General features: G+C 53.7%; 19 protein-coding genes. 9 read left to right on the top strand and 10 right to left on the bottom strand.

Annotation, left to right across the window (positions count from 1 at the left end):
* The first annotated feature begins 73 nt into the window (after positions 1-73).
* On the top strand, positions 74-499 hold the full coding sequence (locus H8K03_04405) for a hypothetical protein (protein UVT21167.1): 426 nt from the start codon (positions 74-76) through the stop codon (positions 497-499).
* Here H8K03_04405 and clpB read toward each other — a convergent pair.
* Complete coding sequence (gene clpB / locus H8K03_04400) at positions 489-3101, bottom strand: ATP-dependent chaperone ClpB (GenBank protein ID UVT21166.1); 2613 nt, start codon at positions 3099-3101, stop codon at positions 489-491. The two genes, H8K03_04405 and clpB, sit on opposite strands and share 11 nt — an antisense overlap.
* A 141-nt stretch (positions 3102-3242) precedes the next feature.
* Between clpB and H8K03_04395 the strand changes: the two genes are divergently transcribed.
* The 5 genes from H8K03_04395 (at position 3243) to H8K03_04375 (ending at position 8754) form a co-directional block, all read left to right on the top strand.
* Entirely contained in the window at positions 3243-4073 is an 831-nt protein-coding gene (locus H8K03_04395; GenBank protein UVT21165.1) for a hypothetical protein, read from the top strand.
* Positions 4074-4254: 181 nt separating this feature from the next.
* Positions 4255-5730: a HAMP domain-containing protein gene (locus H8K03_04390; GenBank protein ID UVT21164.1), complete on the top strand. Its 1476-nt coding sequence runs from the start codon at positions 4255-4257 to the stop codon at positions 5728-5730.
* Positions 5731-5858: 128 nt separating this feature from the next.
* Positions 5859-6503, top strand: a complete 645-nt coding sequence (locus H8K03_04385; protein UVT21163.1) for a hypothetical protein — start codon at positions 5859-5861, stop codon at positions 6501-6503.
* Positions 6504-6527: 24 nt separating this feature from the next.
* Positions 6528-7946, top strand: a complete 1419-nt coding sequence (locus tag H8K03_04380; GenBank protein UVT21162.1) for a sigma-54-dependent Fis family transcriptional regulator — start codon at positions 6528-6530, stop codon at positions 7944-7946.
* A gap of 220 nt (positions 7947-8166) precedes the next feature.
* Complete coding sequence (locus H8K03_04375; protein UVT21161.1) at positions 8167-8754, top strand: hypothetical protein; 588 nt, start codon at positions 8167-8169, stop codon at positions 8752-8754.
* A gap of 203 nt (positions 8755-8957) precedes the next feature.
* Here H8K03_04375 and H8K03_04370 read toward each other — a convergent pair whose 3' ends face one another.
* The 4 genes from H8K03_04370 to H8K03_04355 form a co-directional block, all read right to left on the bottom strand.
* Positions 8958-9125, bottom strand: a complete 168-nt coding sequence (locus H8K03_04370) for a hypothetical protein (GenBank protein ID UVT21160.1) — start codon at positions 9123-9125, stop codon at positions 8958-8960.
* 495 nt (positions 9126-9620) lie between these two features.
* A complete protein-coding gene (locus H8K03_04365) occupies positions 9621-10064 on the bottom strand; it encodes a hypothetical protein (GenBank protein ID UVT21159.1) in 444 nt (147 codons plus the stop codon).
* A 3209-nt stretch (positions 10065-13273) separates the two neighbouring features.
* Complete coding sequence (locus H8K03_04360; protein UVT21158.1) at positions 13274-13981, bottom strand: thermonuclease family protein; 708 nt, start codon at positions 13979-13981, stop codon at positions 13274-13276.
* Positions 13982-14325: 344 nt separating this feature from the next.
* Complete coding sequence (locus H8K03_04355; protein ID UVT21157.1) at positions 14326-14736, bottom strand: hypothetical protein; 411 nt, start codon at positions 14734-14736, stop codon at positions 14326-14328.
* A gap of 261 nt (positions 14737-14997) precedes the next feature.
* On the opposite strand from H8K03_04355, the gene H8K03_04350 reads away from it, so the two are divergent.
* Positions 14998-15396, top strand: a complete 399-nt coding sequence (locus tag H8K03_04350; GenBank protein ID UVT21156.1) for a hypothetical protein — start codon at positions 14998-15000, stop codon at positions 15394-15396.
* A 178-nt stretch (positions 15397-15574) separates the two neighbouring features.
* Here the strand turns inward: H8K03_04350 and H8K03_04345 are convergent, their stop codons facing one another.
* The 3 genes from H8K03_04345 to H8K03_04335 form a co-directional block, all read right to left on the bottom strand.
* Positions 15575-15763, bottom strand: a complete 189-nt coding sequence (locus tag H8K03_04345; GenBank protein ID UVT21155.1) for a hypothetical protein — start codon at positions 15761-15763, stop codon at positions 15575-15577.
* A gap of 259 nt (positions 15764-16022) precedes the next feature.
* Positions 16023-16163 (bottom strand): DUF1610 domain-containing protein, encoded by a 141-nt coding sequence (locus H8K03_04340; protein ID UVT21154.1) that lies wholly within the window; start codon positions 16161-16163, stop codon positions 16023-16025.
* A 31-nt stretch (positions 16164-16194) separates the two neighbouring features.
* Positions 16195-16422: a hypothetical protein gene (locus tag H8K03_04335; protein ID UVT21153.1), complete on the bottom strand. Its 228-nt coding sequence runs from the start codon at positions 16420-16422 to the stop codon at positions 16195-16197.
* A gap of 1032 nt (positions 16423-17454) precedes the next feature.
* On the opposite strand from H8K03_04335, the gene H8K03_04330 reads away from it, so the two are divergent.
* Positions 17455-18027, top strand: coding sequence for a DUF1566 domain-containing protein (locus tag H8K03_04330; GenBank protein UVT21152.1), 573 nt, complete (start codon positions 17455-17457; stop codon positions 18025-18027).
* A 114-nt stretch (positions 18028-18141) separates the two neighbouring features.
* On the opposite strand, the gene H8K03_04325 is transcribed toward H8K03_04330, so the two are convergent.
* Positions 18142-18489, bottom strand: coding sequence for a hypothetical protein (locus H8K03_04325; protein ID UVT21151.1), 348 nt, complete (start codon positions 18487-18489; stop codon positions 18142-18144).
* Between the two features lie 607 nt (positions 18490-19096).
* On the opposite strand from H8K03_04325, the gene H8K03_04320 reads away from it, so the two are divergent.
* Entirely contained in the window at positions 19097-20305 is a 1209-nt protein-coding gene (locus H8K03_04320) for a threonine ammonia-lyase (GenBank protein UVT21150.1), read from the top strand.
* A 166-nt stretch (positions 20306-20471) separates the two neighbouring features.
* Here the strand turns inward: H8K03_04320 and H8K03_04315 are convergent, their stop codons facing one another.
* Positions 20472-21407 carry a trypsin-like peptidase domain-containing protein gene (locus H8K03_04315; protein UVT21149.1) on the bottom strand — a complete coding sequence of 312 codons (936 nt, stop codon included), beginning with the start codon at positions 21405-21407 and terminating at the stop codon, positions 20472-20474.
* Positions 21408-21555 lie beyond the last annotated feature (148 nt).

Here is a 21555-nt window from a genome sequence, read left to right as displayed (position 1 = left end):
GCGAGGATTGAGAAAGAACCAGTTTCATGAATAACAGAGAAGGCCGAGACAGACTAACTGAGGTCCAAGAAATATGGATATCGAAGTCGGCTCCAATACCTACCGCAATTCGAACGGAACCATTGAGATCGAGGGTGTGCCGCAAATTCAGGTAGCCCGGCATCCCACGACCGGTGTGCTCCTGGTCAATTTTGCCCTGTTTGACTCGAACGGCCGAATGCTCGCCAAAGTGGTGGACAGCACCATGATGTTCAACGAGCGGCGCGCCTATGAATTGACGAAGACAGACAAGGGTATGGCCATGAAGGATACCGCTTCCGGGAAGATTCTGCTCCAGCTCGAGGCGAAAGCCCCTGATGCGGTTTCCTTTTCACGCGGAGAGTTTCACACGATGAAAGGCCACCTCTTCCAAGTCTCACCGACTGGATGGAAGCTCGAGAAGCAGCACAAGAGCGGGCTGACGCACGATACACAAGGAGGCGCTGTTTCTATCGGGTAGACGCCCGAGGCTCCGTCACCGTCGGGATCACAACAAGATTCCCGTTCTTGATATCGACCGATGCGGTATCCCCGTCCCGCAACTCTCCCTTCACCAGCAAGCGCGCAATCGGCGTTTCCAGCTCCTGCTGAATGAGGCGCTTGAGCGGTCTCGCTCCGTAGACCGGGTCATAGCCGCGTTCTCCCACATGCGTGAGCGCCGCGGGAGTGACGGCCAGTGTAATCCGGCGTTCCTCCAATCTGCTGCGGAGGCGTTCCAGCTGAATTTCCACGATCTTGATCAGCTGTTGGGTGCCGAGCGGATGGAAGACGACCATCTCATCGACGCGGTTCAGAAATTCAGGTCGAAAATGTTGCCGCAGTTCGCTCATGACCACCGTTCTGACCTGTTCGTAGGTGGCGCCGCGTTGCTGCGCCTCCAAAATGTGCGGGCTGCCGATATTGGAGGTCATGATCAGCACCGTGTTCTTGAAGTCGACCGTGCGGCCTTGTGAATCGGTCAGCCGGCCGTCATCAAGGACCTGCAGCAGGACGTTAAAGACGTCGTGATGCGCTTTTTCGATTTCATCGAACAGGATCACCGAGAAAGGACGCCGGCGAACGGCTTCAGTCAGTTGACCCCCTTCGTCGTAGCCGATATAGCCGGGAGGCGCGCCGATCAAGCGGGCGACGGTGTGCTTTTCCATGTATTCGGACATATCGATTCTGATCAGATTTCCTTCGTTGTCGAAGAGAATCGCGGCCAAGGCCCGTGCCAGTTCGGTTTTGCCGACTCCCGTGGGCCCCAGGAAGAGAAACGAGCCGATCGGACGATTCGGATCCTTGATGCCCGAACGGGCGCGCAGCACGGCATCCGCAACGGCTCGAACACCTTCATCCTGTCCCACCACACGTTGATGGAGCAGCTCTTCGAGTTTCAGCAGCTTGTCGGTTTCTCCCTCGAGTAAACGAGAGACCGGAATGCCGGTCCATCGGCTGACCACGGCGGCAATTTCATCTTCATCGACCTCTTCTTTCAGGAGCTTGGTCTCATCCTGCTTCTTTCCTAAGTGCTGCTGTTCCAGAGACAGCTCTCGTTCCAACCGAGGCAGTTCGCCGTACCGGAGTTCGGCCACTCGATTGAGGTCATAGGCTCGCTCTGCCTGATCGATCTTCAGCTTGATGTCCTCGATCGCCTCGCGTGTTTTTCGAAGCCGGGAGACGGAGGCTTTTTCCGATTCCCACCTGGTTTTGAGGGCTTGTAAGTCACGCTGCTTCTCGTTCAGCTCGGCTTCGAGAGTGCTCAAACGGGCCGCGCTTGCGGCATCCTTCTCCTTTTTCAACGCCTCGCGTTCAATTTCCAGCTGCAGCACCTTGCGCGAGACCTCGTCCAATTCGGCCGGAAGGCTGTCGATTTCCGTTCTGAGGCGCGCCGCGGCTTCGTCGACCAAATCGATGGCTTTATCGGGGAGGAACCGGTCTGAAATATATCGATGCGAGAGCTTGGCCGCGGCGACCAGCGCGCTGTCCTTGATCCTTACACCATGGTGCACCTCATAACGCTCCTTGAGGCCGCGCAGGATGGAAATGGTGTTTTCCACGGATGGTTGGTCGACCAGGACCGTCTGAAAACGGCGTTCCAACGCGGCGTCTTTTTCGATGTGTTTGCGGTACTCGTCGAGTGTTGTGGCGCCGATGAGGTGCAACTCGCCCCGCGCAAGCATCGGCTTCAACAGGTTGGCCGCATCCATCGCGCCTTCGGCGGCTCCGGCCCCGACGACCGTATGCAATTCATCGATGAATAGTAGAATTTGACCCTGAGAGGATTGGATTTCTTTTAAGACGGCCTTGAGCCGCTCTTCAAACTCGCCGCGGAACTTGGCGCCCGCCACGAGCGATCCCATATCCAAGGCGAAGAGCTTCTTGTGCTTGAGGCTCTCAGGCACGTCACCTTTGACGATGCGGATGGCCAGCCCCTCCACAATTGCGGTTTTCCCGACCCCTGGTTCGCCGATGAGAACCGGGTTGTTCTTCGTCCGGCGGGACAAGATCTGAATCACGCGCCGGATCTCATCATCGCGCCCGATGACGGGATCGAGCTTGCCTTGTCCGGCTAATTGGGTCAGATCGCGGCCGTATTTCACCAACGACTGGTAGGTGCTTTCAGGGTCTTGACTGGTGACACGTTGATTTCCACGCACCTGCTGCAATCCGGACAAGAAACGGTCCCTGGTGAGGCCGAGTTTCTTGAAGACGCCTCCTTCCTGGACCATTGCCAGCAGCACGTGCTCGACGCTGAGAAAATCATCCTTCAGCGATTTTTGCTCGTCCTCCGCTCGGCTCAAGACCTGACTGAGTCGGGCAGCCACATGCATTTGGCCGGGGGAAGCGCCGCCGCCTTGCACTTGCGGCAGCTTGGCAAGGGCTTGTTCGACTGCTTGCCGAACAGCTGGCAACGCGAGCCCCGCCCCTTCGAGCAAGGCCGGAGTCGTTCCACCCTCCTGATCGAGCAGTGCCAGCAGGATGTGCTCAACATCGATGCCTTGATGGCTTCGACGTTGCGCGTGAGCAGAGGCGGCCTGCAAGGCCTCCTGCAGTTTGATCGTCATTCGATTCATGTCCATGGTTATTCACCCGTATAAATGTATGTCGATGAACCATCTGATAATCATTAGGAGGAGCAAGTCAACCGAGAATCTATATTCTGCCGGCGACGCGACTAGATCTTGACCTCTTCGGAAATCCCGACTAGGGTACGGATCGATATGGTGAACCTCGTTTCGGCCACACTCCAGCTATATCGGCAAGTCTTCTACGCGACGGGACGCTCGCTCGCTCGAAGCTGGGTGACCATGGTGGCGCTCATCGCATTTGCCGTCCTGTTCCTGGGGGTCGCGAGGATCGCCGCCCCTTTGGGTATGGCCGGAGGATTTCTGCTCGGTATCGCGAATGCCTTGTTGGTGGGTGCGACGCTGCGGTTGATCGAACAGTCTCTCAGCGGGTCGCGAAGCATCCAACTGGCTGATGTGACCGAAAGCTTCGGGCATTACTTCTGGGACGTGATCGGTGTCGGATTCGTGTTGTGGCTGCCTACGTTGTTGCTGGATATGGGAATGCAGGCCAATCCGTATGGCCAGTTCCTATTGTCGGCGTTTCTGCTCATGGTCTTCATTCTGTTGAACCCGGCGCCGGAAGTGATCTATCAAGTCCGGCACGATTCAACCCTCGACGTCTTCAAGACCGCCTATGAATTCGTGTTGGAACATTGGATCGAGTGGTTCTTGCCGTTTGTGGTGCTCATCCTACCTCTGGTGCTTTCTCCAAGCGGCCTGCAGGAGTTTTTTTCGCTTTCCGGCAGTGTCGGCCGGGGGGCCGGCCTCGACTTCTTGCAAATTCTCATGTTGCCGTTCACCGCCATAGGGGGATGGCTGTCCTACGTGGGGATCGATTCCGACGCGCAGGGGATTCTGCTTCTGCTGCTAACCCCGCCTATGACTATGGCAATCTTGCTATTCCGCGGCCATCTTTTTGCATTGCTCCGTGGGTCTTCCAGACGGCAACGTCTGTTCTCTCACCAGCTTGACGCCAGACAGTAGGGAACTTCGTTCGCAACACGCTGTTGTCTCAGTTCTTTTCGTTACACTTGGAGCAACTCCAGTCAGTTCTCAGTGCCCTTGCTGTCTAATGAGCTTGTGATTTGGAGCTGAAATAGTGTATGGGTTATCCTACACCTGAGTTCGGCCCCTTCATGATGCTGTCCAGGTGAGGCACGAACTCATGCGGCTTTCAATATTTTGGCGCCTGGTCATGACCTCCCTGGTCATTATTACAGTGATGGGAGGCGTCAATCTTTACGCGCTCTTTCAGCTTCGACAATTGACGGCCATGAGCACTCAGATGGCATCCTACCATTATCCGGCCGTCGAATCCGCGAAGCGGCTCTTGGGTTCGGTCTACGCTCAATTGAACAGTGAAAAAAAGTTCCTCGCAACAAAAGATCAGACCTTCCTGACGAATTTGACTGAGGAGGTTGACGAGTTCCAGCGTAATCTTCAGCTGTTACAGAATCAGGAAAACTCTACTCAGGGGTTGAAACTGCTGCGAGAGACAGGCGATTTGCTGCAAGAACGGTTGAGGCTTTTTCGGGATGAATTCCAGAAGGCGAAAGGGAGATCCCGTCAGGCCATTCTGGAGTACGAAACAAAACGTGATGCCCTCATGGATCAGATGTCTGCCTCGATTCAGAGCTACATCGACCTGCATGAGGTGCGGGTAAGCGTCGGGGTCAGCGAATCACGTTCGAGTGCAGCTCAAGCGGAGGCTGTCACGGAACAACTTGTGCTGGTTGCCTTGGTGTTTGGGTTGGGACTGGCCGGCATCGCCAGCTATACGATTTTGCGCCCGCTCCGACAGCTGCAAGGGCACATCAAACAGATCGGACAAGGGAATTTCGGCACGTCCCTCCAGATCAAGGCTCCGGCCGAACTGCGAGATCTGGTGGATACCGTGAATTGGATGGGCAGAAAGTTGCAAGAGATCGATGATATGAAAACGGAATTCTTGGCGCACGTGTCCCACGAGTTGCGTACGCCGATGGCCTCGATTCAAGAGGGGACGCATCTGCTCCTTGACGAAATTCCCGGGCCGCTGGTGCAGGAGCAGCGAACAACGCTCCGGATCATGGCCGACAGCAGCCGGCGCTTGATCCACCTGATCAACACGATTCTGGATCTGTCGAAAATGGAAGCCGGCATGATGGAATACCGCATCGTCCCGGTGGACCTCCACCGAATCGCTGAAATCTCCATCAACAAGGTTCGCCTTCTTGCCGACTCCAAGCATGTTCAGCTGGTGTTAGAAAGTGTCGGTGAACGGGCTTGGGTCAAGGCAGATGCCTCTCGTCTTGAACAGGTGTTGGACAATCTCTTGTCGAACGCTCTGAAATTCAGCCCTGAGGGAGGCGTGGTGAAGGTTCATATGAATCCCGATCTACAAGCCGGAGTTCTCGAAGTTTCCGTTTCTGATACGGGACCCGGAATCGCCCCGGAAGATCTCCCACATATTTTTGAACGATTCTATCAAGGTCGCACAAAAGTAAAGCAGACGGCGGGGAGTGGATTGGGTCTGGCATTAGCCAAGAAGGTGGTCGAAGCCCATGGTGGAAGAATCTGGATTGAAAGTGAGAAAGGCAAGGGGGCGACTGTACGGTTTATCCTACGGTTGACGAAACCGGAAAAGGCAGGGCAATCGTGAGCAGAACGACTCGGTCTATCACAGCTGGCCACATCGTGATTTCTCTCTTGTTAGTCGGATGTGCTTCCTGGACGACACCAGCCCCCTCGTCCCGTCCTTATTTCAAGGCCGAACCTCAAGAAGTCAAAATGTTTCAAATGCTTACGAGGAAACAAGAGGGTTTGGTTCCGAAGTGCAGTCAGTCGAGCTCCTGTGACCATGTATATTTTACACTCGGACTACTGGGTCTCTATGAAAGTCGCGAAGTTGCAGAGAAATATTTCGGCAAGGTCTTGGCGGTGGCTCCTATAAGCCAACTGGCAGAGTCGAGTAAAGCCTGGCTCCAGCTCTTGAAGGAGCCTGTGGTTCCAGGACGGAAATCTTGGTCCGAAGCTGTGTTGACTGCCCCTGCCATTGCGGAGACCAATACATCATTGGCGCTGACTGCCGATCGTCTGGTGCGGGATTTGCTAGACAGAGAAATGGTTATCCACCAGCTTCGCTCCTCCAGGGAAGACGATTCTGAAGCGGTTGAGGCCTTGCAGCGCGAACTAGTGGATCGAGACCACAAGATTGAGTCACTGCAGTCGAAGAAAGAGTCAGTGAAGACATCAGCCGACCCGTCAATGATTCAAAATCTGCAAAAGCAGCTCGCCGAGCGGGACAGAAAGGTGGAGGAACTTTCGACGCAGCTGGAGGCTTTGAAACGTATCGATCAGGAAATGCGGGAAAAGGTGCGCCCAATCCGCCCGCCGGTGACCGTTCCGGTGCCAGGTCCTGATATGACACCCTAGCAAATACGACAAGGAACATTGAATATGGAACAAGAGAATATTCTCGTAGTCGACGACGATGAAGGGTTGCTGCATCTGCTGAAGATGCGGTTATCCGCCATGGGATTTACAGTCACGCCTTGTACGACAGGGCAGGATGCGGTCGGTGAGGCCAAGAAAACCATGTTCAATTTGGCTATTACCGATCTCCGTCTTCGCGGAGAGGACGGACTCGACGTGACCGAAGAGCTGCTGAGAAGTCATCCCGGACTTCCGGTCATTATTCTCACGGCCCATGGGAGTATTCCCAACGCGGTGGAGGCGATGCAACGAGGGGCGTTCGGCTATCTGACGAAACCGTTTGATGACAAGGAACTCAAGGCCACCATTGAAAAAGCACTTGCTCAGCAGCGGATGAGCCGCGAGATTCAGCGTCTCAAATCGTTGGTCAAGGAACTGTACGGACTCGAGAATGTCGTGGCGCGAAGTCCGGCAATGCAACGGCTCTTCCAGCAAATCGCGCAGGTCGCCGATTCAGACGCCACCATCTTGCTGTTTGGAGAAACCGGCACCGGCAAAGAAGTGATGGCTCGTGTCATCCATACAAATAGTCGACGCAATAAAGGTCCCTTCGTGGCGCTCAACTGCGCCGCTATACCCGAAACGCTGTTCGAGAGCGAGCTGTTCGGACATGTCAAGGGCGCCTTTACGAGCGCCCATGGGGCGAAGCGAGGGTTGTTCCAAATGGCCAACGGCGGCACGCTGTTCCTCGATGAGATCGGCGAGATGCCGCTGTCCATGCAGGTGAAATTATTGCGTGCCGTGCAGGAGCGGGAGATTCGAGAGGTGGGATCCGAGAACTCGGTCAAAGTCGATGTTCGCATCATTGCCGCGACCAATAAAGACCTCGGGGAGGCCGTGAAGAACGGGACGTTCCGGAACGATCTGTACTATCGCATTTCCGTGGTCCCCTTGTTCGTTCCGCCGTTGCGGGATCGCCGCGACGATATTCCGCTTTTGGCGCAACATTTCCTCAAGCTCAGCATGAAACGAGCCAATAAGGACGTGAAAGGATTCACGCCCGCCGCACTCCATCGACTCATGATCAATCCCTGGCCCGGCAACGTACGGGAACTGGAAAACGTGGTTGAAAAGGCCGTGGTCATGTCACGGCAAGACATGTTGACGCCGGATTTGTTGCCGGCGGTCAGTGTGTCGGCCGAGTCTCCGCTCAAACCGCTCACGGAAGCCAAAGAAGAATTCGAACGGACCTATCTGAAAAATGTGCTCCAGTTGACGGGCGGGAATATCTCGCGCGCTGCTCAATTTGCCGGCAGGTACAGGGCCGATTTTTATAAGATGCTGAGAAAGTACGGCCTTCACCCCTCCACGACGAAGGGAAAATCGGACTCTGAACTGGAAGAGCTGGAAACCGAAGCAAATTTGACCGAGGCGGAGCGATAGATCTCGATCTTCGATCGTCATGCATCGGCGGACTTGGAGAGGCCGCGTCTCAATTGACGCGGCCTTTGTGTTTGAACACGTGTGCTCCATTGACCGGGTTCTTCATCTTGTAGTCCCTGGCCGCTTCGTTATGTCTCGACCTTTCCCATTGCAGTCAAAGTACTCGGCGCTTAGGATATTCTTGGCTGATTGCTGCCATATTGAGAAAGGAGAACTACGTATGATGCGATATGGGAAATCCATGATTGTCCTCGCAGGGACGTTGATCATGGCCTCTACCGTCACACTGGCGCCGCCGGTTCTCGGTGAAGGAGGGGCTCGCCGTGATGTGGTACGTCATGCGGCCGAATCGGCGGGGGCGGAACGCGCCGCGCCGTCGTCGCTGTCCCAACATGCAACGATCATGAGTCGGGATGGACAAGTGGTTCGCAAAGGCAGCAATGGATGGACGTGTGTACCCGACGATCCCAATACATCCGGTACGGACTCAATATGTATGAACGAACCGTGGCGTAATTTTTGGGAGGCTTTGAAAGATAAGAAGAAGCCCGCCGTCACTCAAGTGGGAATCGCGTATATGCTCCAGGGTGACAGGCCTGTGAGCAACACCGATCCCTATGCCACAGAACCCAAGCCTGGCGACGAGTGGGTGGAAGGAGTTGGCGCGCATCTCATGATTCTGCTCCCGGATGCAGGTTTGCTGAAAAATGTGCCGACCGATTCGAAAAACGGAGGACCCTGGATCATGTGGGCCGGCACCCCCTATGCCCATTTAATGGTTCCCATCGACAGTTACCCTTCACGGTAACCGGATATCGGTATCCCTTATCCGGTCGGGGATTGCTCAAGCTCTCGAAGGCCTGAGCAATCTCTTTCCCCTCGAGCTGCTATGAGGCCAAGAACGATGATTGGGCGCGTCCGTGCAAGGAGAAGTCGAAATAGTCGGCGTATCTTGCCACGCAGGAGGCTGGTCAGAATTCTGTTTTACAGGACGGTCAGCAAGATAGCGGCCTAAAGTGGTTCAGCCAGGTTTTTGAGCAATTCAGTCGCGCAGAGCCGCACGACTCCGGCCTCGTCTTTGGTGAGATGTTCCCCTCGCGCCACAACACGTTGTATCTGTTCGCTCACTGAAATAAAGTCCACGATCTCCTGTCTGAAGCCGTTCATGTAAGTTTCCATGCGAGCAAACCTCCATGCGTTGTGAGGGGTTGAGCGTGTGGTGCGTTCAGATATTCAAGATAATCTCTCAGCCGGCCCAGTCAAGGCCCCCAAGATCTTCGGCTCGAATTTAAGGGGACTACACTACTCGTCGCGCGAGAATTGCCGAGTTGCAGAAGGCGGGTATGATGCTGTGAGATTCGCGGTTTACAAAGATCAACTCGACCACACGCATTCTGTCATGTCTGCCTGATGATGCAGCAGCTCGCATACCGCAAAAGAACCATGCTCCCGCATCTCTTTGTTCGAGTGCGGCTGCGGACTTTTCTATCAGGACGCAGGCCACGCAATCATCCTTGGACATGCGCTATGCTACACTCGAGATATATCATTTCAGGCTAGGAATACTCCTAAACACCACAAGCTCCGGCAAGTGCCAGGACTTCCTGTCAAGGTCAACTTCCCTGGACGCTTGGGTTTTTGGTTGAGCAAGAGAGAAAAGTCTGCTTCGAGAGATCAGTTGAGAGGTCCTCGGATGGGACCGCGTGCATCGATCTCACCTCGCGCTACCTCCAGCGCTGCTGCTTCCGCCTGCTCACGAGTAGAGAAGCTGCCGGTGGCTTGCCCGGTCGACCTCGACAATCCTGTTGGCCCGAGTTCAAGTATTGTGTACTCACAGATCCATGCTCCCTTGTCCTGCTGACAGGACCTCAATTGGATCGACCGCCCTTCATAGCTTGATCCCGTCATTGTCGTTTCCTCCGGCTGATGGACGCTAGTCAGTGCCTCCCTGCGCACATCGACCGTCGTTGTAATCCCAAGAATAGCCGTATACATAAAATGCGCTTCCGATTCCGTGAGTGCGTTCTTTTCCGGCAGAGGCTTCTCGATCGGCACACAGGCTGACAAAAAGGAACCCGCGGATCGGTGGAATACTGGCCTTCGATTGTCCTTCGGCATTGTCTTCTTATAGTTCCTAAAGAGTGCTGCCCCTCCCGCGCCACGCTAAGTCGCCAGGGTTGATTAGAATACGATACATTCCAGAATGAGTACTCGCCACCTGGGAAGGAGACTAGGGCCAAAGAAGCAAGCCTGTAGTCTCAGATGGCTTATATCGAATGGAAGCGAAGAAGCGTGATGTTGAAATTCTTCTTACCGGCGATTCGATTCCCAATAGCGGGAAATAGTCCGCTATGATGATGATTGTCCTTCGCCCATGGGATCAAGTGAGTGTAAAAAGAGTGAGCAGCCTATGGCTCGACCGTGACTGACACAAACGGAAGATGTATGAGTGCAGGCCGTTTGAAACCGCGATAACTCCTTGTCAGGGTCTTATGGTTGCAAAGTGCCTAGACTTGTTATTTAGTGGTAAAGACCTGAGTAGTGGAACGGATCGCAATCCGTTCTGAAGTTTGCAAAGACTTCCACACAGCTAGCGTCTCGAATGACTTGGGGGCAACCTTGGCAGACTTTGCCGCCCGACTTTTGCGTCGGTTGTGGGAGATGGTCCGATCGATGATGGCACCACAATTTATGCAGTTCCAAGTGTAGAATGCAAAAAAGAAGTCTGAAAGCCGCTCTAGCCTCAACATACCATTACATTTTGGACATTCCATAACCCCTCCTCCGATATAAAATGAACGCTCCGAGGAGGGGAGCAAATTTTGATCCTTAAGATGCAGCAATACTTTCAGCGGTTTGGAAAGTTCCAGCATCCACAATTGAACATAGACTGACGCTCGGCGTACACTGTGGTACGCAGCCTACCGAAATGGCCTCATTCGCCCGATTCACCAAGAGCAGAGCTCTCACCTGCCCGTTGTACTTTGTTTCGACGACTAGCCATCAATCCAGCGCGTTGTTGCCACCACAATGGGTTCCCGGATCTTCGCAAGGCGAACGCCGTCGGAAGTAAAGCCGGCGGACAAGGAGGCCCAGCCACCCAACCAATCGCCAATCAAAGAGGACCTATCCCGATCCCAATACGTCTATTTCTCGATGAGAAGAATGTGCTGCGGTCATCACTTCACAAGTATCGCAATGGGTCAATCTTTCGCGTTAGCGCTTGATAAGCCTGACGACCAAAGACGACATTCAGATATTTGCCTCAGCGCCCAGCAGAATTAGTGTCACAAACAGAGCCAGTGCCTAGTTGTTGCGCATCTCTGGCTTCTTGTAGGTTCAGATGTCTGAGGTAATGGTGAGTGAATGGAGAGCGACAATGCTGAAATATAAGCAACGCAGGATCGACGTAGCTCCCGTACGGCAGGCTGATGGAACGTGGCATTGTTCGTATATCATTTTTGAATTCAGACAAACCTGCTGGGGGTGCCAGACAGGGAGCCCTGACGGCAGTTTCTCGTCCCGCAAAGAGGCCACAATGGCAGCTCTGAAGGAGGCGAAACATATGGCCGATGCACTCGAACAGTTTACGCTGCCGCCTAAGCGTTACAGCAGATCCAGTAGGTCAGTGCACTGATGAGTCGCCGCCTTTGGGGAGGTGTGAACACTTCTGGAGGAAAGTTCCAGAACGTGACCCCGGGATGTGTATCCTCGGCTGCTGGTTGGCGGGCTGTCGCCCGTAGCGCGATGGCAGTGAGGCGGATACGTTCGGTTGTCCTGTTGTCTAGGGCCTCAATTCAGTCGGTCTTGTCGCTCCAGCTAACACCGTATTAGCACGTGTTACCCAGCGAATCGGTATGCCCTCTCCACATCATGGGCGTGAGAGTCTTTTAAGGAATGCACCTCCTGAAGCAAGAAGTGGTGAGGTGATCGTTCCTGTTACATGTGGAGCGTGATATTGCCGCGTACTTGAGCGAAATAGCCGCTCTCAAGCACACTCACATCATCGATACGGCACAGCCCAATGGCATATACCGCTGGCCTAACCGAAGGTTGGTGTGGAGCTGGCAAGATGATCCAACCTGCGGTTCACACAGAGCAACCCAAAGTAAATCTCAGAGTAGTGTAACTTATCCAAAACAGCGGAAAGTAGAGATCAGCCTGCTATACAGCTGATTGGGCATGTTACATGGCGTTGCATTGGATGGGCAGAGATTGGCAGGGGTAGGGCGCTTACGGGCGCACCGGATTGACCACGCTTATCAGAGAAAAGTTACCGCTCAACTTGATAACGGGTCCTCGGCATCGATGAGACGTTTGGCCTTTTGTAGGGCGGCTGCTTTCGCCTCTTGTTGTGTCGCGAAGGAGCCTGCAGGATAGGACGATACGCAAGCCGATTTTATTGGAGAAAATTGAATAAACACATTTCGACAACGCCATGTTCCATTATCGGCTTGGCTAACGAACAGCGAGATGGTGCGTCCCTTATACTCGTGCCTTGATGAAGGATCGATAGCCGTACATTCCATGGACACTCCTGTCCAATGAGCCCTTCTGCTCAATTCGCCAGCGGTCACCCCAATACGCAGTAAATGTTCCGACGCGACCACAAATTGCCGGATCTCCTCTCGCATCGATTCCATGAGTGAAAGCCTTTCTGCCCAATGATGGCGATCACACTGTACAGGATTGCTGGACTCTAAACATCGTCAGTGCGCATCCGCAATCAGGAAATTCCTGAATTTACTGGATTTCTACCCGGAGAGGTGAGGGGAGCTGAGTCTACATTTCGTCTAGGTAATATTCAACCCTTCCAACAATGTGTCGTTGGTGTGCTCTCCTGAACCTCCTACACAAAGGGGACACCGGAATGATCAATACAGGTAAATGCCCTCACTGCAATAAATTGCTCATTAACGTAAGTATCGAGCGTCTACCTATTCATCAGAATGATGACAAGAAGTGGCACGGCGCAGCCCTTGTCTGCCCTTTCTGCCAGAAGATTTTCAACGTATCTATAGATCCAATTGCTTTGAGGAGCGATATTGTGAACCAGCTGTTCGATCACTTGAAACGACAGAAGTAGGCAGGGAAAGAGTCAGACTTACGGATGGTGGCCCTCTCAATTCCCTCCAATCGGCACACCCACTACCTTCGGAGGCATGCGCTTCATTTGCGGAATGCAGTGCGGGGATAAACGTGTAAGGCGGTGTCATTCGGCGCTACGGTACGGGCCGAATATGGTTCAGTGCTCGGACTTTACGCGAACAGGAAGGGAAGACTCTTCACGTACTCCCGATGATCGCCGGCGAGTTTCTGATTGTATGTCACGGACAGTTTCCGGCGACCCGATACCCCGCCTGTTCCGCCGCTTCGACGCTCACAAACGCGATCCGGTTGACCTCGGAGACCTTATCATAGCCAGGACAGTCGACGCGGTGGTAGATGTGGCTACGCCTGTTCCCAATGACATCGGAAGCTCCGGGCGAAGGGCCCGCGTTCTGAGGCATGGGCTGAGAGGCTGAAGGCGGGCAGGTGAAATCCGATGCCTCTGGCACTTGGTTTCGCTGTAGCTTGCGAAAGATCCATGGCGGGGTTGGCGCTGGATCTTTCCAGAGCCCGCGTTTCGCCTCGCGAGCGTCCTCCTCCAGCTGTTGCAGTTCCGTATCGGCGGAGTACCGGCAGAACCACCAGGCTAGACCAACCTTCACGAGTTCCTTGTTCAAGTGTCGGCCATCGGCAAGAAACACATCGCCGATGGTCTGCTCATATTTGTCCTGGCCTCTGTTTTCGATGGTGAGGTGCTGCCCCGTAGTAATTTCTTCGATAAACTTCATAGCGTGTTGGCTGAAGTGTTGCCCCTTTTCAGGTGCATCGATCCCATTTAAACGAACTCGTTCGACGCCTTGCTCGTGTTCGACATCGAAGGTGTCGCCATCGATGACGGAGATCACTTTACCCGTAAAGTCCGAGGCTCCACTGAACGATGGAAAGAATATGAAGAGCAGGATTGGGAGAGACCACGACGGTTTCATTCGCAGACAGTGATAAGGATACTCAATGGGTCCAGTATATGCGTTAATGCTTTAGGCGGGCAAGCTTCATGGGGTCGGATGGGCTCTTGCCTTGAAGTTTCTTCGGTTTGGGTTTGGGCTTTGATTCGGCATGGGTTTATCATGCCAGATCGCAAGCCGGGTGTCACGTCGGACAGGGGTTAAATTTTACCGAAGCCTCCTTTCTGGCGCATAGGGGTACCGAAAGACCCATGGCCCCAGGGAAAGCGTCCAGCGTTTTCCTCCGGGTAGTCCAGGCGCTGCACCGGCATGGGGGTTAGGTCCCGTATTCGATTTGCGGCATCCTGAGAAAAGGGAGACGTATTCTAATTTGGATTGCAGTCAGCTGAGGCATGTTCAGTTCGGCGATCGGTCCCTCTGTTCGCTCGAATCCACAGCGCATGATTCAGATTGTCAACATTTGCCGTAATGCGGTCTCCTTTGTTAATAGGAGGTTTCTCAGTTGTCTCATCGGTCAGTACGTTCACTTCTTTGCCATCTTCATCTTTCAGGACATAGGTTGTACCGTCCACGCGGAGTACTTCACCAAAAAGCATATGGCTCTTACGCACCGCATTGTGTTCCGCTTGCATCGCATTTTTCCCAGGTGATATGTCGCATGGGCTTCCCACCGTTTTCCCCTCCTCTCGAGATCCTACACAACCAACCTGTAAGATGGTGGCGAGTCCTAGAAACATTAATGTATTGGTTGGAAGGCCGGCTGAAGTGAAAATCATGGTACCTCCTGGTTATGTTGGTCGTTGTTGATTACTGTACCTTTCCAAGAGGTAACCATGAGCTGGGCAGCTTCCTAGTTTTCGTACAGAGAAATCCAGAACCCTGAGGCTGCTCCCGCCAGGTCGAACTTCAAGCCATAGCCATGGACTCCCTATGTGTTTCCCTAGTATAGAAGTTCCTCACGCGTAGCTACGATATGATCAGGGTGTTCAACATGGAGCGTCGGTTGGTCACATGTAACTAGCAGGAAGGAGACGATTATGACGATTAGAAAAATGTGCGCCTATATGGTGATGGCGAGCGGAATTCTCTACAACGCGGGCTGCTCCTTAATGATAGACCAACCAAAAGGGGATACTCCCTCCGAGAGCATCTTGGCCAGTGAATCAAACAGTCTCACAGGCGTGTACACAGACATTGATGCGAACGGCTCCATCGAGCCCCATCCTCAAATAGTGGGCGAGGGAGGCAGGATCAACGGTCTCGCTACTGTCGGTGGATTGCCAGACGTACTCGATATCAAAACGGGCACTCCGAAACCCAGGCGGTCGACTAATACCACATCTACAGTGAGGATGGGAGAATCCACATTTAGCTTCGGATCAGACTCGAACAGCACAGGTTCATCGAGTAGAATGCCTGGAGCCGGCAACAAGTAGGCGTGTGGCCTAAACAATCGAAGCGGCGCCCCCAAAGATTTAGGCAAGGAACCCGTATCCGCTTTGCAGCATCAGGAGAAAAGGCGGGTAGGACGTGGTGAAGTTGCTTCAGTGTCTGAGGGTGGCGAACCTACTGTCATCGACCTTCCCTGAGTTGGTCACATAAAGAGCCTCGCCGTTATTTAGCATTTGCTAAGAGGGTTTTTAGTTTCTCATAGCCCGGCGCTTCGGGATGGCAGTAATACTCAGTCAGGGACCCATTGCCGTTCCGGATTGAGATACGGAAGCTCTTCCCGTGGGCCTCGATCTTCACCGCCTCCACCATGTTGAGATAGAGGTCCTGATTCACCTGGACGATGTTTTCCATGACCTCTCCCCTGTCTACCGCTGACCGACCTTTACCCGCGATGAGAGAATACCCGGTGGTCTATGGCAGAGATGACGATGCGATCGTGTGTATCAAGAAACTGCATGGTCCAATTCAAGCAATGTAGTTAAGACATTCCATGGCTTCTGTTCCCTCATCATTCTGCATCGATCGCCATGCGAACCTGCCGAGGTATGACATCGATCCGTAGATGGACGTGCGGACAGAACCGCTCGTCTCATGATGCGCGGCGTGTAGGCTAGGGTTTGGCGCTCAGTCGACTCGTGTGCTGGAAGATGCATTTCGGGCAAGTGTAATGGACGTAGTGCTCACCGCCGATCAGCCGTTTCTTCATGAGTATGTTGCACCAGGTGCAGAGGCGATCTGGGATCTGTCTCACCTTTGGGAGACTTCCAAGAGACATGGCGTTTCTATAGACCTGCGACAGAGGTGTGAAGGGAATCGATGATCTGTTGGGCCTGTGTCAGCGCGGCGACTTCTGCCTCTTCCGGGGTTTTGAAGGTGCCGTCAGGACATCCTTTCTTGCACGTCCATGCTCGGGTTCCAAACTCAAAAATGACATAGTGGCAGTTCCAGGTTCCATCCGCTTGCCGTTCCCAGCGTCTCAACTCGATCCAGCGTTTCGTATAGTCCGACATTGGTCTCCCCTCAGGTACGTGATCCAGAAGGGCAGAGAGCATGCCAGTGGCTGATTGAAGCATGGATGCGGAAAGTCTCAGAAACTCACGCGTACGATAAGAAGCAGAAGGCTCGCTGTTGCTTATCCATCAGCAATTGCCCATGGACTGTTGCTTGAGTAGCAACAATCAGCCCACCTGGCATGATGGGCGCACTCTGCCGACGTCATAAGCTGAGGACTCTATTAAGGGATGCAACACCAGGCCAGAAGGGTGGGGAGGAAGTTATGAAACTGTTTCACTGTCTGGGCTTATGAGACGTAGGGAGACGGCCCTCCTGGCACAGGTTGAGGAGCCGGCTCATGCCCGTTGCCTCGTGCATCGCTCCTCGGCCGAGGTCTCGTCTTGACCTCGCATCAGTGGATCACGTTCAGTCTGCGAGAACCCTTAGGCGGTGGTGCAAATCGTTCGAGTGCATCGACCCTACGTTTTGCCTCTTTCAGGGCTGCCGTTGTGGCCTCCTTGCGGGAGGAGAAGTTGCCATCGAGGCATCCTGTCTGGCATCCCCAACAGGTTTGTCTGGATTCAATAATCATATACGGGCAATGCCAGGTCCCATTCGCTTGTCGTACGGGGGCCACGTCGATCCTTCGCTGCTTATAGTATTCCATGGTCATCTCCCTTGTTCGCAGGCCAAGTGCCGTATCTCGCTACCGTTGATCGGCTAACTGGGTTGGTTAACTCTACAAGAGACGACTATCTCCAACCATGAGGGACAGACTGTATTTTTGACAGTAAAACTACTGAAAGTTGAAGCACGCAGACCTGATTATTCACTCCATTTTGTCGTTCCCCTCAAATCCGTAGTAACACCCGCCATTTTCTTGAACCGGCGTATCCTGCTACCGGCATAAGCTTGCGTTCCCATATTCGATGTGCAGCATCTAGTCAAATGGCGCCTGCCTGGAATAGAGTAGTCCGCTGGCGATGGGTGTCGCGGTCGGTACATGATCACCAAGCCATTGTGCCATCCAGATAGAGGGAGGAAGTATCATGCACGTCGACAACAGATGGATAAGAGGTATCGGTGTCCTAGGGGTGATACTCGGAAGTTTGGTTGTCGCAGAGTGGCATTCTGCCAATGCGCTTGAGGGGGAACAACGCTCGCCGACAGATCAACCGAGTCTCTCACAAAGCTGGGATAAGAAGTTACCTGGCACCGCGCGGTTTACCGTCTTGGCAGATTTTGGTGGAACAGCGGTGCGGGATAACGAAACAGGGTTGGTCTGGGAACAATCCCCGGAGACGAAGACCGTGAATTGGACAACCGCACGGTTTCAGTGTACGAGCCGCAAGATTGGCGGGCGTATGGGTTGGAGACTTCCATCGGTGCACGAGTTGGCAAGCCTGGTAGATCCTTCCGTCTCACCGGGCCCCACTCTACAGGCGGGCCATCCCTTCGTAAACGTGCAGGCTGCCCACTATTGGTCAGCGACGTCGTTTGCCGGTAAACCGACCCACGCGTGGAATGTGGGATTCGTCATGGGGATGGTGCACGACATAAAAGTCACGGACAGTCACAACGTCTGGTGTGTACGTGGTGAGAACAATGCGAATGCGTACTAACTCAGGAATGACCTGGCGCCTCGCATATGTATAGAGTGAGCGAATGTGAATGGGAGATGCGTTGCCGCTCTCTCGAAGAAATTGAAATTGTTAACCTGATAGATAGTATATGGCTCATCTGTGGCTGAGAGAGAGCCGTTTGAGCTGAAGGGGATCGCTGACAGGATCGCGTGAATCAATGACACTGCGCGCAACTTCCAGTGCTGCCGCTTCCGCCTCGTCGCGAGTACGATAGTCGCCTACAGGGTATCCCGATTCGCTGAACGACCGTGTTGGCCAGAATTCTACGATGGTGTATTCACAGACCCATGTCCCATCATCTGCCTGGGCAGACCACAATTTGATCGACCGTCCGTGATATTCGGATTCCGCCCAATCGCTTCCTCGGTCGGCATGGTCGTGAGAAGCTCGGCTGCCCTTGGAATGCAAATCAAGATAGATGTCCGCGTGAATCGATAACATGGTGCACCTCCCTGAATGCGGAAGTCTCCACCCCCGCGTAAGATTCATGGCTGTGGGTTGTCCTCGGTCGACGTTTTTCATAGTACGGCAGTACGAGGTAGGGTGTGGCCTAGGAAATCCACCAGGTCCCTTAGGGTGAGTCAATCTGCGTTCGCAGAGGTGCGATTATGGTCGAGCGGCGGGGAAAATCGTGGGTGAACTACCGGAGATGCGGCAGGAAACGGTAGCCTTAGGAAAAGGTGGTTGCGGAGTACAGATGGACGTGCGTAATCGTCAATAGTCGGGCAGAGGAAAATGCGCCGCTAACGATCCACACTCGCGCGGATGTGCTACAGACGGACGGACCATGAGTCTGCCTTGATATGATGATTCTCCGATGATATAAGTCACACCCGTAATAGATCGGTCGTGCCAGAGAGTCCACCAATGACAACCATTCTTCGGAGTTTCGGGATTAGCATGGCGGTGGCGATGATGATCGCCAATTCCGCCTAAGCCGGCCTGCACTATCACGTCATCGACGTGAGGCCCCTGGCGGATTGATCTCCGTCAGGGGTTTTTTATTGTGTACGAACAAGAAGCACGTGACAGAAAGGGAGAAAGGAACATGGTCACTCTGCAGTCGATTGAAGCCGCCGCCTGTCGCATTCGACACTCGATCTATGAATCTCCGCTGGTCCACTCGAAAACGCTGTCCCGACTGACCGGCAATTCCATTTACCTCAAGCTGGAAAATCTGCAGATGACCGGGTCTTTCAAGGAGCGCGGTGCACTGAATCGCATCCTGACAATGACCGAGGACGAACGGCGAGTGGGTGTCATTGCGGCCTCAGCCGGGAATCATGGCCAAGGCGTGGCCTATCACGCGACGCAGCACCACATCCCCGCCCAAATTTGGATGCCGCGATCAACGCCCCTCATCAAGCTCTCCGCGACTCGTTCGTACGGGGCAGAGGTCGTTCTTCACGGCAATAGTTATGACGAAGCTTGTGAGGCAGCCGTGGAAGCAAGTATCGAAAGGAAGGCGACGTTCATTCATCCCTTCGATGACGTGGCAGTCATTGCCGGACAAGGAACGATTGGCATAGAGCTGCTGGCGCAGAATCCGGCGCTGGATGTGATTGTCGTGCCGGTCGGAGGCGGTGGGTTGATCGGCGGCGTGGCCTGCGCGGTCAAGAGCCGAAGCGCTCAGATTGAGATCATCGGTGTCCAGACAGCACGCTTGCCTTCGATGAGAGCTGCCCTTGAAGGCGAAGAGCCCGTTGGCGTTCCCGCGCAATCGACTCTCGCCGATGGAATTGCGGTGCGCAGAGCGGGCACACGCACGTTGCCGCTCGTGAAAAAATATGTCGATGGCATTGTGACGGTCGACGAAGACGACATTGCGGCGGCAATCCTGCTCTTATTGGAAGGTGAGAAAACCGTAGCGGAGGGTGCTGGTGCCATTGCCCTCGCCGCGGTCCTACAAGGCAAAATGGGCCATCGTGGGAAAAACATCGCGGTGCTGGTGTCCGGCGGCAATGTTGATGTGAACCTATTGGCGAGAATCATTGAGCAAGGCATGGTTCGGGACGGACGACGCTTGCGTCTTCGGGTCCTTCTTCCAGACTATCCTGGTGCGTTAGAAGGCCTGGCCTCGATGATCGCCAAGACGGGGGCCAATATCGTGGAGACGTCGTATAACCGTGCTCACTATGGAGTCAGTTTGAACGAAGCGGCGATCGATATTACGATGGAAACTCGTGGACGCGATCATGCGGCGGAACTCTTGGCTGCCCTGCAGGGCTCTGATTACGAATTCAGTGTGGTCGAGTAGGCGATGGCTCAGTGAATATTCTGAACGAGAGAAAGCAAAAATGATGGCACGGTGCTTACATCACCAACATGGGCACCAATCGTCTTTGACTAGTTCATGCTTCAGGCTTCGACTATTTCAAAGATGACGATACCCCGATGACTGCCAACAAAGCATTCTGGTGTTGTCATGGAAGGAGTGAAATGGTCTCCTTGAGTAGGCTGGCATGAACGACCACAGCGAGCTTCACGGGGTATTGCTGGGTTCGCTCGGGAAAGAGCTCTCTGACAATTTGGCTGGTTTGAACCTGCTGGATCAGCACACCTACGATGAATCGGTTGGTCTGACCGAGATGAGTGGCTTGGTTATACGTACGGTTATGATCTACAAAATAGACCGGTCCTCCACTATTACCGCCGAAGACTTCGAAATCCATCATAAATGTCTTTGTTTTGTTTGTTGGGATCAAAGGATAGGACGCGATTTTACCACTACGCAATATAGGAAAGCCCTCGCCATTTGACTCAAAACCTAATGGATAACCGAGGGAATACAGGGTATCGCCTGGATGGATTTCATAGCGACGCAGCATGTCATCATCCGCCAACAGCGACGTATCTAAGTGCCTAGATATTGCGGATACCGCGGCAGATGGTAAACGAACATACATGACAGCGATATCCGCCTTCGGATGTTTAGTCCAAAGTGGCTCGCCCTTGTTTTTTATCGGAAGTGCAAATGGGACACGTGTCCACTCATTTCCTTCCGCTTTCTGGCGGAGATGAAGTGTGGCGAAATCCTCCACAATATCGGCCAACACATGCGCGGCGGTCACAAGCACGATGCGGAGGTCAGGCTTGTCCCCCCTTTGATTGCCAATGAGGAAAACTGTGCCAGTAACAATCCCACCCTTGCCCTTCCCTTCGAGTCGGAAGGTATTCTCCATCAGGATCGTGTTGAGATCATCGATTGGTCGTACACTTTCATCCTCGGCATGAAGCAAAGGTTCCGACACGGGTATGCCTAGCAGGAGAAGGACCAGTACCGAGGTTAATGCAGGAGATCTTTGCCGAAGTGCCATTAACCAATAGCGCCACCCTTCCTCTCCTTCTTTGGTGCTCAAGTGCCGGTGCCTCCCTTTAAAATGAGAACCTAATGGCTCTAATCTGAATCGCTTCTATCCCACATTCTTTGTCATGTATCGCTCGCTTCTCAAACGTCAGTTTGACTTTCACTGAGCACACATTGCTCAGGTTCCGCGGAAGATTGCC

The sequence above is a fragment of the Nitrospira sp. genome (assembly GCA_024760545.1).
Classification (GTDB): Bacteria; Nitrospirota; Nitrospiria; order Nitrospirales; family Nitrospiraceae; genus Nitrospira_D.
The sequence above is the reverse complement of the archived record's forward strand: the minus strand, read 5'-3'. Positions and strand labels throughout refer to the sequence as shown.